This window comes from Parendozoicomonas callyspongiae, from assembly GCF_023502345.1.
In the GTDB taxonomy this organism is placed as follows: Bacteria; Pseudomonadota; Gammaproteobacteria; order Pseudomonadales; family Endozoicomonadaceae; genus Sansalvadorimonas; species Sansalvadorimonas callyspongiae.
The window spans coordinates 20,292-37,227 of sequence record NZ_JAMFLX010000013.1 but is presented as its reverse complement, the minus strand read 5'-3'; the positions used below and the strand labels follow the sequence as shown (position 1 = coordinate 37,227).

16 protein-coding genes are annotated in these 16,936 nt (G+C 45.3%); 8 read left to right on the top strand and 8 right to left on the bottom strand.

Features of this window, described 5'->3' with window-relative positions:
* Positions 1–48: 48 nt before the first annotated feature.
* From M3P05_RS10875 to M3P05_RS10865, 3 genes are all read right to left on the bottom strand, one after another.
* Positions 49–912 (bottom strand): mechanosensitive ion channel family protein, encoded by an 864-nt coding sequence (locus M3P05_RS10875; RefSeq protein WP_332842010.1) that lies wholly within the window; start codon positions 910–912, stop codon positions 49–51.
* Between the two features lie 127 nt (positions 913–1,039).
* Positions 1,040–2,089, bottom strand: coding sequence for a Gfo/Idh/MocA family protein (locus tag M3P05_RS10870; RefSeq protein ID WP_249699635.1), 1,050 nt, complete (start codon positions 2,087–2,089; stop codon positions 1,040–1,042).
* Positions 2,090–2,300: 211 nt separating this feature from the next.
* A complete protein-coding gene (locus tag M3P05_RS10865) occupies positions 2,301–2,822 on the bottom strand; it encodes a hypothetical protein (protein ID WP_249699633.1) in 522 nt (173 codons plus the stop codon).
* A 382-nt stretch (positions 2,823–3,204) separates the two neighbouring features.
* Between M3P05_RS10865 and uxaC the strand changes: the two genes are divergently transcribed.
* From uxaC to M3P05_RS10840, 5 genes are all read left to right on the top strand, one after another.
* Positions 3,205–4,647, top strand: a complete 1,443-nt coding sequence (uxaC, locus tag M3P05_RS10860; protein WP_249699631.1) for a glucuronate isomerase — start codon at positions 3,205–3,207, stop codon at positions 4,645–4,647.
* A gap of 67 nt (positions 4,648–4,714) precedes the next feature.
* The gene (locus M3P05_RS10855) at positions 4,715–6,190 is read left to right on the top strand and encodes a mannitol dehydrogenase family protein (RefSeq protein ID WP_249699630.1); all 1,476 of its coding nucleotides are present in this window, start codon (positions 4,715–4,717) and stop codon (positions 6,188–6,190) included.
* A 79-nt stretch (positions 6,191–6,269) separates the two neighbouring features.
* Positions 6,270–7,496 (top strand): mannonate dehydratase, encoded by a 1,227-nt coding sequence (uxuA, locus tag M3P05_RS10850; RefSeq protein ID WP_249699717.1) that lies wholly within the window; start codon positions 6,270–6,272, stop codon positions 7,494–7,496.
* Positions 7,493–8,473, top strand: a complete 981-nt coding sequence (locus M3P05_RS10845) for a sugar kinase (RefSeq protein ID WP_249699628.1) — start codon at positions 7,493–7,495, stop codon at positions 8,471–8,473. Before uxuA ends, M3P05_RS10845 begins: the two co-directional genes overlap by 4 nt.
* Entirely contained in the window at positions 8,473–9,099 is a 627-nt protein-coding gene (locus M3P05_RS10840; RefSeq protein ID WP_249699626.1) for a bifunctional 4-hydroxy-2-oxoglutarate aldolase/2-dehydro-3-deoxy-phosphogluconate aldolase, read from the top strand. The genes M3P05_RS10845 and M3P05_RS10840 overlap by 1 nt, the downstream gene beginning before the upstream one ends.
* 57 nt (positions 9,100–9,156) lie before the next feature.
* On the opposite strand, the gene M3P05_RS10835 is transcribed toward M3P05_RS10840, so the two are convergent.
* Entirely contained in the window at positions 9,157–10,329 is a 1,173-nt protein-coding gene (locus M3P05_RS10835) for a dipeptidase (protein WP_249699625.1), read from the bottom strand.
* 167 nt (positions 10,330–10,496) lie between these two features.
* Between M3P05_RS10835 and M3P05_RS10830 the strand changes: the two genes are divergently transcribed.
* Positions 10,497–11,051, top strand: coding sequence for a hypothetical protein (locus tag M3P05_RS10830; RefSeq protein ID WP_249699624.1), 555 nt, complete (start codon positions 10,497–10,499; stop codon positions 11,049–11,051).
* A gap of 3 nt (positions 11,052–11,054) precedes the next feature.
* Here M3P05_RS10830 and M3P05_RS10825 read toward each other — a convergent pair whose 3' ends face one another.
* Complete coding sequence (locus tag M3P05_RS10825; RefSeq protein ID WP_249699623.1) at positions 11,055–11,354, bottom strand: YciI family protein; 300 nt, start codon at positions 11,352–11,354, stop codon at positions 11,055–11,057.
* Positions 11,355–11,672: 318 nt separating this feature from the next.
* Between M3P05_RS10825 and M3P05_RS10820 the strand changes: the two genes are divergently transcribed.
* On the top strand, positions 11,673–12,731 hold the full coding sequence (locus M3P05_RS10820) for a hypothetical protein (protein ID WP_249699622.1): 1,059 nt from the start codon (positions 11,673–11,675) through the stop codon (positions 12,729–12,731).
* A 318-nt stretch (positions 12,732–13,049) separates the two neighbouring features.
* Here the strand turns inward: M3P05_RS10820 and M3P05_RS10815 are convergent, their stop codons facing one another.
* The 3 genes from M3P05_RS10815 to M3P05_RS10805 all read right to left on the bottom strand — a co-directional run bounded on the left by M3P05_RS10815 (position 13,050) and on the right by M3P05_RS10805 (position 15,614).
* Positions 13,050–13,583, bottom strand: a complete 534-nt coding sequence (locus M3P05_RS10815) for a GNAT family N-acetyltransferase (RefSeq protein WP_249699621.1) — start codon at positions 13,581–13,583, stop codon at positions 13,050–13,052.
* 106 nt (positions 13,584–13,689) lie between these two features.
* Positions 13,690–14,283 carry a class I SAM-dependent methyltransferase gene (locus M3P05_RS10810; protein ID WP_249699620.1) on the bottom strand — a complete coding sequence of 198 codons (594 nt, stop codon included), beginning with the start codon at positions 14,281–14,283 and terminating at the stop codon, positions 13,690–13,692.
* A 116-nt stretch (positions 14,284–14,399) separates the two neighbouring features.
* Positions 14,400–15,614: a hypothetical protein gene (locus tag M3P05_RS10805; RefSeq protein WP_249699619.1), complete on the bottom strand. Its 1,215-nt coding sequence runs from the start codon at positions 15,612–15,614 to the stop codon at positions 14,400–14,402.
* Between the two features lie 159 nt (positions 15,615–15,773).
* On the opposite strand from M3P05_RS10805, the gene M3P05_RS10800 reads away from it, so the two are divergent.
* Positions 15,774–16,820 carry a TraB/GumN family protein gene (locus M3P05_RS10800; protein ID WP_249699618.1) on the top strand — a complete coding sequence of 349 codons (1,047 nt, stop codon included), beginning with the start codon at positions 15,774–15,776 and terminating at the stop codon, positions 16,818–16,820.
* Positions 16,821–16,936: the final 116 nt, after the last annotated feature.

Sequence of the window (16,936 nt, the reverse complement as noted above, 5' to 3'; positions counted from 1 at the left end):
TTCTCCCGAAAATCAAGGTGATAATCGGGAGAATATGCAGGGGCGAGATTACGCAGCATCTGCTTGATAGGTGGCTTCAACCTGATGCATATGCACATCCTGTTGAGGATAAGGAATGCTGATTCCTTCTTTATCAAAGGTCTGTTTAATCTGCTCAGTCAGGCTCCAGCGAACGTCCCAGTAATCTGCAGTTTTTACCCATGGACGAACAACAAAGTTCACACTTGAATCAGCCAGTTCAGATACGGCAATAACAGCCTCAGGATCTTTAAGAATACGGGAATCGGCATCAACAAGACGCTGCAAAACATCCCGTGCTTTCTTCAGATCATCGCCATAACCAATACCGATGACCAAGTCTATGCGGCGTGTTGGTTTGGCTGAATAGTTCACGATGGTATCGCTGTAGATATTGGCATTTGGCACATTAATTTCACAGTTATCCGGTGTACGCATCTGGGTTGTAAACATGCCGATTTTCTCAACAATACCAGTACTGCCACCAGCTTCTACAAAATCTCCTGCCCGGAATGGCTTGAACAGGAGAAGCATGACACCAGCGGCAAAGTTCGATAGAGAATCTTTCAGAGCCAAACCCACTGCCAGACCAGCTGCACCAAGAAGGGCCAGCAGAGATGTTGTATCAACACCCAGTCGCTCAAGAGCAATCAGTAAAACAACAAATGTCAGCAATACTCCCAGAACATTTTTAACAAACTGGCGAAGAACCTCGTCCATATTACGACGGGCCATAACCTTGTCTATTCCGGCGACAACTTTTGATGCCAGCCATCTACCGACTACAAAAATAATAATGGCTGTTACTAGATTAATGGTAAAACCGGCTGCACTATCCAGCCAGCGACCATTACTGAAATAGGAATTAATGAGATCCTGCATAACTTCCCCCATTTATACTTCTTGTTATTGGCGGAGATATAGTAATTGATACAGTTTTGAAGATTAAGCACAAAAAACACAATGTGAAACCACTGCATTTTTTTAGAAACGTTTTTTGTAGTCTTTGTTTATTCCTTATCTATGAAGGATTAATAGAAACAGAGTGCCCAGTCTTCACACTGAAATAGATGGCTTCAACAATTTCAACCGCCTTTCGTCCTTCTTTGGCATCAATTGCAAGATCATCTTCCCCATTAAGGTGATCAATAAAGTTCTGAAATTGTGCAGTGTGAAGTTGATTATCAATTGCTGCCGGATCAGAAACTCCACCCCCGCTTTCACCCAGCTCCTGAAACTCCTCCCTGATAATGTCATCATCGATAGTTTCTTCCTTGAAAGCCCAGTTCACCAGGCTTTCCTCTTCCAGAGTGGCTGCACCTCTGGTTCCGGAAATTTCCAGCGTCTTGAAGAATCCTGGGTAAACACTGGTGGAAGCTTCGATTGTTCCCATCGCTCCATTTGCAAAACGCAGAACAGCGACAGATGTGTCTTCCACCTTGAGGTTATCGTGGCCAAGGGTATCGGCATAGGCAAAAACAGACTGCACCGGCCCCATAAACCACTGCAGCATATCAACAGCATGAATAGCCTGGTTCATAAGTGCACCACCACCATCCAGAGCAAGGGTGCCGCTTGCCTGACGGTCGGCATAATAGTCCTTACTGCGAAACCACTTCACGTAGGCATCACCGAAAACCAGCCGCCCAAACCGCTCCTGATCCAGGGCATCTTTTATGAGTTGGGCTCCACGTATAAACCGGTTTTGAAAAATACTGGCTACAACAACATTATACTTTTTAGCCGCAGCAATGATTCTGTCACATCCGGCAACTGTAACTTCCATGGGTTTTTCGATCAGAACATGCTTGCCAGCCTCAATGGCCCGTATAGCATGCTCTCCGTGAAGAGCTGATGGGGTGCAGATAGTGATAACGTGCACTGCCGGATTTGCCAGCATCTCAGCATAAGATGAGTAAGCTTTTCCATGGTGCCTTTTTGAAAACTCTTCTGTCTTTTCAGGTGTTCGACTGTAGACCCCGATAAAATTCCCACCGGAAAGAGTTTCGATGGCACGGGCATGAAAGGATGCAACAGTCCCAGTACCCAGGATGCCAAAACCATAGTTCATAACGCCTCCCCTGAGTGAGCAGAAAAACTTAATTTAGGCTAATACGAGCTATAAAGTGACACAACTTTATAAAATTGATTCAATCCAACAGGCTTTCCAGGTCGTCCGATCAGGCCAAAGCAGATCCGCTGTCAATCTGCATGAGAGGTGGTAATGGGCATTCAATCCGCTGACTGTTGGTAAAATTGATCGTATTACAGTAATGAACAGCCTAAGAAGTCATATTTCGAGTTCTCATATACTTGGCATAGGCTACTGTAAACCCTACTGGCCCCCAGATCGGTAATGTAATGAAATCCAGTGCATTAAGGCTTATCCTCCCATGATTTAAGTAATAAATTAATTTGCTCGGAAGTCCGTGAAACAGGATATCTGCAGCCAGAAATGTACAAACCGTGGCAATAGGCCGACCAACTCTTAAAGAAAGTGCTTTATACAATGGACGAATACAATACTTGTAATGCGGCAGGCTTTTAAGCTGACGTGCACCTGCTTCATTATATTCCCCAATAGCCTTCAGCCGCCTATCGACAAATCTACAGACAAATTTAGCATTCGATTTGATAGTTCGACAAATTCTTTCGCTAATATTTTTAACAATGCAACATTTTTCACAAAAATAACCAGACCTGATCCTACTTAAACAGGAGCGATTATCTTCTAAACAATGCTCACCAAAACTTATTGCAGTTGAAGTATTGATTTTATTTCCATCATTAAATCTAACATACATACATTTACCTTTAACTCATAAGACTATCCTTCATACACTCACCAAAAAATCGTTTTCTATTTTTCAGAAAGCCCAGCACCCATATAAACCCACAGAAAGAAATGTCCTGTTGAGATTTTATTATTACGCCAAGACATTAATAAGCTTTTAACTTCTCACGAGTCCCTATTAAATAGATTCCATAATGACTCATCCAGATGATAAATAAATGGCAATTCAGAAATGACTAACGAATAAGGAAGAGCGCATAACAAATCCTAATTTCTTTGTTGATGCTCGCAGCAACAAAATTTTTTTGCAGGGTGCAGTTCTCCGCTAAGGTAACTACCCCGGCGGGTTAACTCTATCTTTCGATGACTGCTCGAATTAAGAAGGTATTGCAATGAACGGACAATATTTTTCCGATAATCAAATCAGTGATCACCGACTGCATCCTGATCGTCTTTTTTCTGCTGATCCAAGCATCAGAGCAGTAGCACGGGATATCTATACCTGCATCAAAGATCTGCCAATTATCAGTCCCCATGGTCATACAGACCCGCGCTGGTATGCAGATAACAAACGCTTTGATAACCCGGCTGATTTTCTGATCAAGCCTGATCATTATGTTTTCCGGATGCTCTACAGCCAGGGCGTTCCTATGGAAGCAGTAGGGGTTCCGGCAAAAGAAGGTATTGAGGTCGAACAGAACCCACGCAAGATCTGGAAGCTGTTTGCCAAAAACTTTCACCTATATCGCGGCACCCCCTCCAAAATCTGGATGGCTCACGCGTTAACTGAAGTTCTGGGTGTGGATGAACCTTTAAATGAAAACACTGCTGACCGGATCTATGACTATATAGATGCCAAGCTTGGTACCGAAGAGTTTCTGCCAAGAAGCCTTTTCAAGTCATTCAATATCGAAGCTCTGGCTACAACAGAGTTTGCTGTTGAAACTCTTGAGTCTCATAAGAAGATCAATACTTCCGGTTGGGATGGCCGGGTGCTGACCACTTTCCGCCCCGACGATATTACAAATCCTGAGCATCCTTGTTTCCAGAAGCATATGGGCATTCTTGCTGAGCAGACTGGAGAAGATGTTTCCAGCTGGGACAGCTATCTGGAAGCTATTCGCAAACGCCGGGCTTTCTTCAAGGAGACCGGCGCAACTGCGACTGACCATGGTTTCCCAACAGCATTCACAACCATTCTCTCAAAAGAGAAGTGTCAGGAGCTTCTGACCAAAGCAATTGCCGGAGCATGCTCGCCCGAAGAAGCGGAACTGTTTCGTGGACATATGCTGATCGAGAATGCTCGCATGAGTTGTGACGACGGTCTTGTTATGCAAATACACGTCGGCTGCCTAAGGAATCACAACACCGAAGTGTATAACAAGTTCGGTTCAGACAAGGGCTGCGACATCCCAACGCAAGTCAATTTCGTCAATGGCTTCCGACCACTGCTCTGCGAAGTGGGTAACAACCCCAACCTGACCATTATCGCATTCAATATGGATGAAACCACTTACAGCCGGGAAATTGCACCATTAGCCGGGCATTATCCGGCGCTGAAAATCGGCCCCGCATGGTGGTTCCACGACTCTCCCGAGGGAATGATGCGGTATCGCCGTCAGGTTACCGAAGCCGCCGGTTTCTATAACACCGTCGGTTTTAACGACGATACAAGAGCTTTTTTATCTATTCCTGCTCGCCATGATGTAGCGCGGCGTGTCGACTCAAACTTTTTGGCACACTACGTCTGCGAACATCTGCTCTCCATGACTGAAGCCCTGGAGATAGCAAAAGATCTGACCTACAGCCTGCCGAAACAGGCGTACCGGCTTTGAGCTTCACCGGCGAGCATCCATAAAGCTCGCCTCTATCAGGGACGGTACTTAATGGATTGAGATTGTCATGCTAAATACAAAAACAGCCCATTTCGTGAATGTCAGCCACCGGCTGAAAAAAAGAGACCAGATTACTCCAGGCATTGTCCATCTGGGGCTGGGTGCTTTTCATCGTGCTCATCAGGCAGTCTTAACTGATGAATTTATGGCTATCTCCGGCCAGCGCAACTGGGGAATCATATCTGCCAATATCGTTGGTGGACAAAAGCTGGTCGAAAGCCTGAAAGCTCAGGACAACCTGTTCACAATCACAGAAACCGATTGCAAAGGTAAGCGTAACCACAAGCTTATCAGCTCAATTATTGATTCTATGTATGCTGCCGAAGATCGTCGCCCTCTGATTGATCTGATGAGCCAGGAATCAACCCGGATCGTTTCTCTGACTGTGACCGAGAAGGGTTATTGCACCAACCTTGCCAACGGTAAGCTACTGCTAGATAACCCTCTGATTGAGCACGACCTTCAAAACCCTGAACATCCTAAATCAGCCATTGGCATTATTGTGGCTGCCCTGGCTAAACGTCGAGCGGCGGGTATTTGTCCGTTTACAGTTCTTAGCTGTGACAATATGCCTGACAACGGTAAACGCACCCGTAATGCTGTGCTCCAGTTTGCCTCTCTTATTGATCAGGATCTAGCCCGCTGGATTGGCGACCAGTGCACATTCCCATGCACCATGGTTGACCGGATTGTTCCTGCAGCAACGCCAGAAAGTCTGGCAGCTGTCGCTGAAGAAATTGGTGAGGGAGATAACGGTGCCATCGTCTGTGAAGCGTTCCGCCAGTGGGTTATTGAAGATAACTTCGTGATGGGCCGCCCGGACTGGGATGATGTACCCGGTGTGATTTTTGTGGCAGATGTTCGCCCTTATGAAGAGATGAAGCTGCGCATGCTGAATGGCAGTCACTCTTTCCTGGCCTATCTTGGCTATCTGGGTGGTTACCCGACAATCAGCGAAGCAATGTCAGACAGCTACTACTATGCTGCAGTGCGGAAGTTGATGCTTGAGGTTGTCATACCGACTCTGAGTATGCAGGAAGGAACTGACCTGCAGGGCTATGCACAACAGTTGATTGACCGTTTCTGCAATCCCGGACTGGCTCACAGAACCTGGCAGATTGCGATGGATGGTTCTCAGAAAATCCCCCAGCGCTGGCTTAACACTATTCGTTGGCATTTGGAGAATGGCGGCTGCTTCACACCGCTTGCTTTAGCAGTGGCAGGCTGGATGAAATATGTCAGTGCTGTTGATGAACACGGCAACCCGATCGATATCCGTGATCCCATGGCCGCAGAGCTGAAACTGGTTGCAGATATCCATAAGGACAGTCTGGAATTGCGTGTAAAAACATTCCTTTCTGTGAACTCCATCTTTGGAGAAGACCTGCCCCAGAACGAACATTTTGTGAAAAGCGTTCTGGATGCAAGCCAGCTGCTGGCAGAGAAGGGAGCGCAAGGTGCAGTTGCAAGTCTGACTGAATAGTCCGACAACAGGCCAGCTCTCTTAATTTGAGCTGGCCATAACAATAACAGATCAGATTTTATGAGTGAGTGTGAACGCTATGGAACAAACCTGGCGCTGGTATGGACCCAATGACCCCGTCACTCTGCAGGACATACTGCAAACCGGAGCAACCGGCATTGTTAATGCCCTGCACCATATTCCAAATGGTGAAGTCTGGCCTGTTGAAGATATTCAGAAACGAAAGCAGATGATCGAATGGGATTCTGTTCGCAACCGTCGCAGCGGCCTGACCTGGTCTGTTGTGGAAAGCGTCCCGGTCACAGAAGATATTAAAAAACGCTGCGGTGATTTTGAGCGCCATATCGCCAACTATCAGCAAACCATCCGTAACCTTGCTTCCTGCGGTATAGACACCGTCTGCTACAACTTTATGCCGGTACTGGACTGGACCAGAACTGATCTGGCATGGGAGTTTCATGATGGCTCCCGAGCCCTGCGTTATGACCATACAGCCTTTGCGACCTTTGATATTCACCTGCTGCAACGCCCTGGAGCAGAGGCCGAGTATGACTTACCAACTCAGGAAAAAGCCCGCCATTACTTTGAGGTGATGAGCCACGAAAATAAAACAACTCTTATTAAAAATATTATTGCCGGCCTGCCCGGCGCAGAAGAGGGTTATACCCTGCAACAGCTTCAGGAAGCTCTCGACAGCTATTCAGATATTGACGCTGAAACTCTGCATTCAAACCTGATTCAATTCCTTGGGGCTGTGGTACCGGTTGCAGAAGAATTCGGTGTAAAGATGGCAATCCATCCGGATGACCCGCCCCGACCGATTCTCGGGCTGCCCCGTATAGCCAGCACTGAGAGCGACTACCGCCGTATAACCGAAGAGGTTAACAGCCCATCCAATGGCATCACGTTCTGTACCGGTTCTTTAGGTGCACAGCAGGATATTGATCTGCCCGGAATGGTGAAGCGCCTGGGTTCCCGTATTCATTTTGTGCACCTACGCAGTACCAAGTTTGAATCCGATGGCTGGAGTTTTCACGAAGCCGATCACCTTGATGGTGATGTGGATATGTACAACGTTATCCGCGCCCTGCTGGAAGAACAGCGAACTCGCATCCATGAAGGGCGCAATGACCTGCGTATGCCGGTTCGCCCTGATCATGGTCACCAGATGCTGGATGATTTGAATAAAAAGACCAATCCTGGCTATTCCTGCATTGGTCGGATGCGCGGCCTTGCAGAGCTGCGCGGCATGATGACTGCCATCAATGCCCAACTCGATCTTGCTGAAAAGGAACAGCAGGCATGAACCGAGCCACTCGAATTGCCGTTATTGGTGAATGCATGGTTGAACTTTCTGATATCGGGCATAGCACCTATCAGAAATCTTTCGCCGGCGACACACTGAATACGGCGGTTTATCTGGCAAGAGGTTTAAAAGGAACCCGGTGCAGAGTCAGTTTCATTACCGCCCTGGGAGAAGACCCTCTCAGTGAACAGATGATGTTCAGCTGGAGTAAAGAAGGTATTGAGTGTGACCATATCGCTCATATCAAAGACAAGCTCCCCGGCCTTTATTCGATTCAACTTGATAAAAGCGGTGAACGTAGTTTTTTCTATTGGCGCAATGATTCTGCCGCCCGTAAATTGTTTGGGGATAATGTCAGTAATGGAGATCATAGAAATCATGAAGGTCTGAGTGATCTGCAGCTGAAAAGCCTGACTCATGATTTCTCCCATATTTACCTTTCCGGTATATCGCTGGCGATTCTTGATCCACAAAGCAGAATCAGACTGATAGCGTTGCTGCAAAAAGCGCAGGAAAATGGCACCTCCATTATCTTCGATAATAACTACCGCCCCAGGCTGTGGAACAGTACCAGCGAAGCCCTGGAAACAGTCAATCAGGTTCTTGATTTAACCAGCCTCGCCCTGGTGACATTTGATGATGAGCAGGCACTTTTTGGTGACAGAACTCCGGAAGAAACTTTGCAACGTCTTCAAGGCATTCCAGAAGTTGTGGTTAAGAGTGGAGCTGAAGGGTGTATTGTCGAATTTCGGGATGAGCGAAAGCTGATTCCAGCCAAAAAAGTAAAAACTGTTCTTGATACGACTGCTGCCGGAGATTCCTTCAACGGAGGTTACCTGGCAGCCAGAGTAAGAAACTACCCCCCTATTGAAGCTGCCCGCTTTGGCCATGCCATGGCAGCAGAGGTTATTCAGCACAAAGGGGCTATCGTGCCTCAGGAAGCAATAAAAAATGTGATCCAGGATCTCCAACAATAATGAAAAACAAACTCAAATTAATAATTAAACAAGCGCAACCTGTTATTCCTGTCATGGTTATTGATCACCTTGATCAGGCCGTACCCATGGGGCATGCCCTGAAAAAAGGTGGTATTACTGTTTTTGAAATCACCCTTCGCAGCAAGTGTGCGCTTGATGCGATTCGATTACTGAAGAAAGAACTTCCTGATTGTATTGTCGGGGCAGGAACAGTTATTAACCGCGAGCAATTTCTTCAGGTTATTGATGCAGGTGGTGATTATATTGTTACACCTGGAATTACCGATGAACTTTTTGAAGTTGCCAAAGAAACAGGCCTGCCTTTTATCCCGGGAGTGGCAACGGCCAGCGAAGTGATGCAGGCAGTGTCTTACGGGTTTGAAACGTTAAAGTTTTTCCCTGCCGAACAGTCCGGTGGCGTAGCTATGTTAAAATCACTGGCAGGCCCGTTTGGACATATCAAGTTCTGTCCGACAGGTGGAATCAATGAGGATAATGTCAGAAGTTACCTGAGTCTGCCAAATGTTGCCTGTGTTGGTGGTTCCTGGATTCTCCCTAAAGATGCAGTCGCCACCGGTGACTGGGAAACAGTCACCAAACTGACTAAAGCTGCATCATCCCTGTAGCCAAGTATTTATCCAGATACATTAAGCGGGTTTTAGTTGGCAGCTGATACCCGCTTATTATTTTTCGGGAAGCCATTTCAGGAAAAAGTCCCGCACATTCTCTCCCATAACTTTCCTGATTTCCGGTTCTTTGAAACCGGCAAACATCAGCGCCTGGGTTAAAGCCGGTAGCTCGGATGTATCAAATCCTGTCGTCACAGCACCATCAAAATCAGATCCCAGCGCAACATGATCAACACCCACAACATCAACCGCATACCGAATCATTTTTGCAATACCTTCAGGTGAGGTGTCACAGCTGGCATCAGCCCAGTAGCCAATTCCAATCAACCCACCCTTGTTGGCAATCAACCGCATCAAGCTATCAGATATATTCCGAGGGGTATCACAGAGGCCGCGCATACCAGTATGGGAAACAATCACGGGGCGCTCTGTTATTGCCAAAGTATCTTTCACCACCTGTGGAGAGGAATGGGCAACATCAATAATCATATTCATATCGTCCATCAAAACCACGGCAGCGCGACCAAAAGCAGTTAACCCTTCACCGGACGTTCCATGAAGTGATCCACCCAACTCATTATCAAAGAAGTGCTGCAAACCAGCCATTCTATATCCAACGTTATACAGGTTTTGAATATTGGTCAGCTTGCCCTCAAAGGGATGCGCTCCTTCCATGGCAAGAAGGGCTGCAACTTTCTGACTACCCCTGTTAGCCCGCTCTGCCAGCACCATTTTCAAATCACTGCGGGTTCTGATAATTTTCAGTGATTCCGGTTCATTCTCTTCCAGATAAGCCAGCTTTTCAGCCTGGTAATAAGCCCGCTCAAGAATGCTATCCCAGGTTTTTGGTGGCCATAGCTGTGCCATGGCCAGCAGTTTTATATTGTCGGGGGCATCGGCTTCATTACTCTCGTAATTCATTCCGCGTGGAGATTTGGTAACAGCCGGAAAGACCTGGATAGCAACATTCCCTTCCCGGAGCCTGGGAAGGTCAACATGGCCATAGGTGGATTTTTTACGAAGATCCCGACTCCACAATAGACTGTCTGCATGCAGATCAGCTACCAGCAGAGTTTTATGCAGGGCCACAGTCTGATCAGACAGAGCAAATGGACCATGATCTTCAACCTGATTCTTTGATCTTTCTACGAAGGGCGGCACCAGCCACAACAGCAGAAGAACCAGGATACAAATCAGCAAGACGCCAGGACCGAAGACCTTTTTCATAGGATTTATTCTTATTTTTTCTTGAAGCCTCCATTCTAAAACAGATTTTTAGAACAGTGCAGCCTGTGTTTTGTTGGCGTAACAGCCATGTGAGCAATGCTGGCAAGCAATCAACTTTTCAGGCCGAAAATGGTCTAACTGGTTATTCACTATATATGGAGTGGACCATGTTTTTATCACCGGTTAGAAATCATCGCTATCAGGCGTTTTCCCAAGAGAATATTCATGCTGCCTGGGATGCATGGGTCAATCATGTAGAGCAATACCGGGATAAAACCACAGTTCCCCGCTATCCTGGTAGCCGCTGGCTGCAAAGGGGAGTATCACACACTTCAGCAGCAGCGCCATTCCTCACAAACCTGCCAGCGGCAAAACGAGAAATTGCCAATCTCTGGCAGAATGCTGCTGCGGGAAATAAACTGGAAACCTTTGAAGCACTGCAGCGGCTTTCAAAAGCAGGCAGCAGCAGTATCAAGACCAGCCAGACTATTGGAGATGCTTTACGGGAACTCTTTATGGCCCATGATCGCTATCATCAGGCCCGTATTGAAGCAGCTTACAAGGAAGCCGAGGCGGCCAGAGAACAGAGCAAATTTAACTGGCACAATACCATTGATGATCTGCTGCGGGATCAGGAGCATGACAACCTGATGCTTCAGTGCATTTCAAATATGATTGCCCGATACAACGAAACCTGCAGCAGAGTAATTGCTAACTTTTAGTCATCAAGGCAGAACTTTCTTGAAAGGTTTTACCGTTGCCCTGGCAATCACGCCAGCTGCAACGTAAGGATCAGTGTCGGCCCAGGCCTGTGCTTCTTCCAGACTTTCAAATTCAGCGACAATCAAACTTCCGGTGAAGCCTGCTTCACCCGGATCATTGCTGTCAATTGCAGGGAAAGGCCCTGCCATAATCAAGCGGCCCTGCGCTTTAAGATCCTGCAACCGTGCCAGATGGCCTTCTCGGGCAGTTTTTCGCAGCGGCAGAGAGTTCTCTACATCTTGAGTCATTACAGCGTAAAGCACGGGCATTCCTCTTACACGTTGGTTTGATGTGCCCGATTATCGGTCAGACACAGCAGGACTGGCAACGCATCCCGAAGATCAGTTTTTCTGCCTCACACCACTCCAGTGAATGAATCGAAGCAAACATGACCTATGTTTTTAGTGTTTTGTAGGCGCTGAAATTTGACCGCTTACTGTACCGCGAGGGTTTTTTGAAGATTTTTGTGATGTGAAATCACGGATTCAGGGTTTGTTATGCATTCCTACATTGTTGTTATTCACTGGGTTCTGATATTTGATATAAAGTTTTTGAACAGTTAATTGATTGAGGGATTAAATATGAATCTTGATTATACAGCGGGTGCTCCCCATGTAAGACAGAGTGGTGAACTAGACGTTAAAGCAACAGAGATAGAAATTTTTTCAGTAGAACCAGATGAAATTATAGCTGGCACACCTGAAGGTTATTCTTGTACACCACAAAAAAACAGTCTAGAAGAAAGATCTTGCACTTATCATCAGCCTACTGTACATGCAGATATATCAAAATCTATTAATGAAAAGATGAGACAATTTATATCTAGTCTTGATCACAATACGATCCTTGAAGGACTAACTTGTTTAGAACTCCCCATAACTGATCAGAATGGCAGGATTTTTCATACTATCAGTACATTTCGCTGTACCCAAGAGTCTAATATTGAGCGTACTCTTAACGATTTAGATAAAGATAAGTTAGGATTTTTTATATTAAACAAGACGTTGCCAGGCAATAAATTTAAATTAAAACTAGTATTATACAGTAACGAATCCCCAGATTTAAATAAGAGAAAGTCTCTTGATGGTGAAGGTTTAGGAGCGGAATGTTGTGAGTTCTTTAGCTTGTCTTTCGTTATACATTTTAATAAAGAAAGTGATCATGCAAAAGTCATAAAGTCTGCAGCAAATGTCAAACCTTTTTTCAGGGAGAAGGGTGTATACACAACTACGTGCTTGAACACTTTGAAAATTATTCAATTTTTTTTAGGAAATAAAACAACATTATTTGATACCGGTATAGCTACTCATATAGGAGAAGTAAGATTTGGTTTTCCATTGGATGATTATGCTTTAATAGATGGCCGTCCTTTGAGGGATGTCGATCCAGCAACACTCAGTAAAGACGATATATCAGGTATCTATCGCAAAGATGAAAAATCAAGTGACTTTAAGGGAGTATCACTAGACTCTACAGAAGCATTTGCACCTAAATCTGAGGTGCTTCTTGGCAATCTTATATCTCAGCACCGTCTAAGATATAGATTAAGTCAAGGTAGTTTCGGCAGCAAATCCAGAGGATATAATAATCTCCACCCATACTACGGCTATGCAGCGAGTTTCACTGAAATTCTTCCGTAAACTTTTTCGTCTATTTATTTTAGAGGTGCCGTTACTAATTGATGCAAAGAGATGATGAAGCGTCAATCGTCCAGAAATCATGGTGGGTAAGTGTGTTCCAATCCCACCCTTTATCGTGATGAAAGTCAATGTGGTAATCACCCAAGAAGTCGGTTTTCGGCTGTTCGTACTCGTGTTCCATGCTCACTTTCTCTGGTAGGTAATAACCCCGGACAGAGCCATACCGATTGCACATCGAGCAGTTCAGCGGGTCAGAGTCTCAGGCTTAGCCTCAACAGCAAGCCTGATATTTCCGCAATGACACTTGAGGCTTACAACTTACCCCTCTTTAGCCAGCCCATAAACCGCATGATTGACAATCTTGCCATGCAGGTTTTCTGCATTGGTAATCACTCCCTCAAGAGTCATCCCCAAACGCAGGCAGACATTTCTGCTGGCAGCATTACCGGTAGCGGCTGAGATCTGGATTTTCTCCATCCCCAAGTTGGTAAAGGCATGTTTAATCATCTGCCGGCAGGCACGGGTCACAATGCCATGCCCCTGGTAACTGGAGCTGATCCAGAAACCAATTTCAACCTTTTTCAGGTGCTTATGAATCTTGTTGAAGCTGATCACACCAACAATGCGATGCTGATACTCAATAGCGCAAACCATGGATTTGCCCTCAGCAAAATCCTTGATTGATTTATTGATAAACGCACGGGTGTCTTCAGCTGTTTTAATCAGGGGAGACCAGGGCATCCACTTATTCAGGTATTCCCTGTCGTGTGCAACCAGCTCATAGAGATCATCTGTCAGGGATTCCTGGAGGAATACCAGATTAATATCAGAATCGACTTCTTTTCGAAACATTCCTGTTCCTCCTTATTATTTTTTTATTCCGCGATCTCATCATATCGCTAGTTTCCGGGGAAGAATATAAAGATTATGTAAACCCCCAGGCAAAAAAGGCGATTTTCTAGGGCTTTTTGGCCAATACCTGAACAATAGCTGCATGCCCGGTGTGATATGTTCCCTCAACAACCTCACGTTCTGTTTCCTGCAGGTGCAGGAACTGCAAACCTGTCAAATCCTGGTCAAGAGCATCCGCTGTCATCAGCAGATCTTCTGTCGGTGGACCACCGGTTCCAAACTCCAGCTGTGCTGGCGTATAAGCCTCAAGGAGAAATATTCCGTTGCTCTTCAGCCCTTGAACAACCTTTGAATGAGCATCCTTTCTGAGAGGTTTGGGCAAATGGCAGAAAATGGAAACAATGCCATCCCACTGATTCGAACCAATATCATATTCCGCTAGATCAGCATGAATGAAATCTATTGAAACGCCCTTTTCAGCAGCAAACTCCTTGGCTTTTTTTAGACCAACAGAGGAGTTATCAACCGCCGTTACTGTATATCCCTGAGAGGCAAGGAACACAGCATTACGGCCTTCCCCCTCTGCCAGGCAAAGCACCTTTCCTTTGGGAATGACCTGATAATGCTGACGCAGAAAATCATTTGGCTCTTTGCCATAGATATACTCTTCGGCTTTGTATCTCTCATCCCACTTAGTCATAGCTGTATATCCGGTTTTCAAATCAATGTCACGATAGCATTGATCAGGCTCGAAAAGCACAAGTGTTCATTAGGTCATGATGTTGTTCACGAAAGGGCCATTTGCAATAAATAGCATCATGATTCTAAAGCTAAAGATTCCATACTTTTTTTCAATTGCTCTTCAACCATACTTTTTTTATGGTGTTTTCCGGTATAAGAAACCTTTGACCTTAGTGGGAATAAGGTGCGAAGGTTTATCTTACCTATCCTTTCAATAACCTGAAATACTTCAGGCCGGGATTGAGCCAGAGTTTCCGCAACACAGTGAAGAGTTGTTGTATCTGAACCTTCCAGTCTAAAGCGTTCAAATCCAACGACCAAACGACTGATTGTGTCATAAAAGCAGCTTACGCTGCTCTCACCCTCTTGGTGTAACGCATTAAGCCAATCTACAAAAATTTCAGCATGAAACAAATTAAAACTAATCATCTGTATCAACTGATAGTAACACTCTTCATAATATTGAGAGTTACTATTTTCAAAGGCATCAATTGCTTTAGAAAACCAGTAAAAAACCCGCATATCGTCGGAAAGCCGTTCCACATCTATCTCAACTTCACATATATCATTCAAGACCGTATCAGGTGTTTTTTTGTTTACTAAGAGAATAGTTTTTCCAAACATGAACTGGTCATCTCGTGACCACCCATTTTTCCTGAGGCTAGCCATAGCTGGCAACCTAAGAATAGTGGGTGAAAAACTGTAGTCTTCAATACTTATTGGAGCCACTCCAGTTTTCGTTATTCCCTTTCTCTTTCGTTTGCTATCACTCTTAGCCCGACTTGTCTTCAAATAATCAGAGGCAAGCCGTGGAAGTGGAGAACGCATCACATCTGGAACATCCTCCTGGCTTCCTCCTGATGCAACTTTTAGTCTACGCTTATCCCGGCCTTTGGTGCCTGCCGTGAACAAAAAGGTTCCCACAGCAAGATAGCTCTGTAAGGGGTGTACGACTTGCCTGTCGTTCTTAAATGTTTCTCTCATGCGGCCTTTTTTTTGGGCTTGAAAGTGATGATGAATTTTCCTCCTGATTTGTTTTTTCTTCTCCGTCGGTGTTAGAAGCTCTTGCTCAAGTTTTGATTGTGAGAGCCCTTTTGATAATTTTATACCCGAGCCATCGGTCCGGGGCAACATTCCTCGGTACGGCCCTCCTTTTGCTCCAAAAACTTGAGGGGGGGGGGTACTGGCAGCAGTTTTTTTGCCTGATCCAAAGGCACTACCTGACAACATGACTGCCAATGAAACACTCAGCAAAGAAGCCGTAAAAATACAAAAATGCAAGTGGCTCATTTCTAAATACTCCCGATAAACGTAGTCCTCGGAGTATAGATAGGTGTAAAAATTTTGCGGTTGCTGCCACAGGATAGGTTCTGACTGAATAGTTAGTGACCCTCAGTTTCAAAAATTTTAAATTGCCCGCAGCCCATGGCTGAAAGGGAGGAAAATACAATGCAAAGCACCGTTAATAGAGAAGTACCACAGCATGAAAGTCTGCAGCTTCAGCAAAGCAAGTCAAATGAAAAGTTAGTATCAAATCAGACCACAGAGAGCTATCTCAAATCCGCTCTACATATACAGGAAGATCGTTACAGTAATTACCAGAAAGATTTAACTCAGACGTTGAAAGATCTTGCCAATCGTCAGATTGCCTCTATTTCAGATATTCAAAAAATGCCGGATGGAAGATCACTGTGGATAGCAACAAAGGATGGCTGCTCATCAAAAATTTACTTTTATGGTTCAATTCATTTAACAGACATTGACCAATTTCCAGTTCCCAAACAAGTGAAAGCGCTTGTGCAGGCTTCAGATTTTCTGGCTCTGGAAGATGATATCCCGCCTCAGCAAAAAGAGGCATTTAAACAAACACTGAGAGAGCTGCGTTATAAAATTCCAGACTATCTAACCCTTGAAAACAAACAGCTCTATCTGTCATTTTGTGAAGCATTGGGAATGACTGACCAATCTCAATGGTGGGCAGCAGGCCATTTGTACTTCAGACGGCACCTTTCCCGGCAGTGGCTGACAAAGCTTGGCTGGAAAGTAACATCAATGGAAGATCACTTTATTGAGCTGAAGGGGGCTTCAACCAAAGTGATTGGTCTGGAACCACCCGATGAACACCTGAAGGAAATACAGGAGGCCAATCAGCGAGTAGAAGGAAAAACATTCGAAGACATTCAGTTGTTCTGGAACCGTAAGGCACCCTGTCTGGTCAAATGGCTGGAGAACTATACAAAAATAGCCCAGGATCATAAGAGAGACCATTACGATAAATGGTATCACCCTGAGCTTACCGCAAGAAATTGTGTCATGTGTGACAGCCTGGAGAAAGCTGTTGCAGATAACCATGGTTGCAAAATATTTACCCTGGTAGGGGCTGCTCATCTGGTTGATGATGGTGGCATGCAAACTCTTATGAAATATCGGGGATGGAAAATCACAAAACTTTCCCCTGGAATCGAACCTTCACCCGCAAGTGTCAAGACTGATTAACACCTCTCAGTTCCTAATTCCATTTATAGCTAATCTCCAGATAATTCACTTATTTGCGAAGTCTATTTACCTCCGTCAAATAAGACCGATGTCGTTGAATGATTGGAGATTGTACA

Excerpts from the sequence above, each read along its gene's own strand:
- M3P05_RS10830 (WP_249699624.1), top strand. The coding sequence starts at position 10,497 with ATGTTTTTATCACCGGTTAGAAATCATCGCTATCAGGCGTTTTCCCAA.
- M3P05_RS10815 (WP_249699621.1), bottom strand. The coding sequence starts at position 13,583 with ATGTTTCGAAAAGAAGTCGATTCTGATATTAATCTGGTATTCCTCCAG.
- M3P05_RS10845 (WP_249699628.1), top strand. The coding sequence starts at position 7,493 with ATGAACCGAGCCACTCGAATTGCCGTTATTGGTGAATGCATGGTTGAA.
- M3P05_RS10855 (WP_249699630.1), top strand. The coding sequence starts at position 4,715 with ATGCTAAATACAAAAACAGCCCATTTCGTGAATGTCAGCCACCGGCTG.
- M3P05_RS10835 (WP_249699625.1), bottom strand. The coding sequence starts at position 10,329 with ATGAAAAAGGTCTTCGGTCCTGGCGTCTTGCTGATTTGTATCCTGGTT.
- M3P05_RS10820 (WP_249699622.1), top strand. The coding sequence starts at position 11,673 with ATGAATCTTGATTATACAGCGGGTGCTCCCCATGTAAGACAGAGTGGT.
- M3P05_RS10840 (WP_249699626.1), top strand. The coding sequence starts at position 8,473 with ATGAAAAACAAACTCAAATTAATAATTAAACAAGCGCAACCTGTTATT.
- M3P05_RS10875 (WP_332842010.1), bottom strand. The coding sequence starts at position 912 with ATGGGGGAAGTTATGCAGGATCTCATTAATTCCTATTTCAGTAATGGT.
- uxuA (WP_249699717.1), top strand. The coding sequence starts at position 6,270 with ATGGAACAAACCTGGCGCTGGTATGGACCCAATGACCCCGTCACTCTG.
- M3P05_RS10810 (WP_249699620.1), bottom strand. The coding sequence starts at position 14,283 with ATGACTAAGTGGGATGAGAGATACAAAGCCGAAGAGTATATCTATGGC.
- M3P05_RS10870 (WP_249699635.1), bottom strand. The coding sequence starts at position 2,089 with ATGAACTATGGTTTTGGCATCCTGGGTACTGGGACTGTTGCATCCTTT.
- uxaC (WP_249699631.1), top strand. The coding sequence starts at position 3,205 with ATGAACGGACAATATTTTTCCGATAATCAAATCAGTGATCACCGACTG.
- M3P05_RS10805 (WP_249699619.1), bottom strand. The coding sequence starts at position 15,614 with ATGAGCCACTTGCATTTTTGTATTTTTACGGCTTCTTTGCTGAGTGTT.
- M3P05_RS10865 (WP_249699633.1), bottom strand. The coding sequence starts at position 2,822 with ATGTATGTTAGATTTAATGATGGAAATAAAATCAATACTTCAACTGCA.
- M3P05_RS10800 (WP_249699618.1), top strand. The coding sequence starts at position 15,774 with ATGCAAAGCACCGTTAATAGAGAAGTACCACAGCATGAAAGTCTGCAG.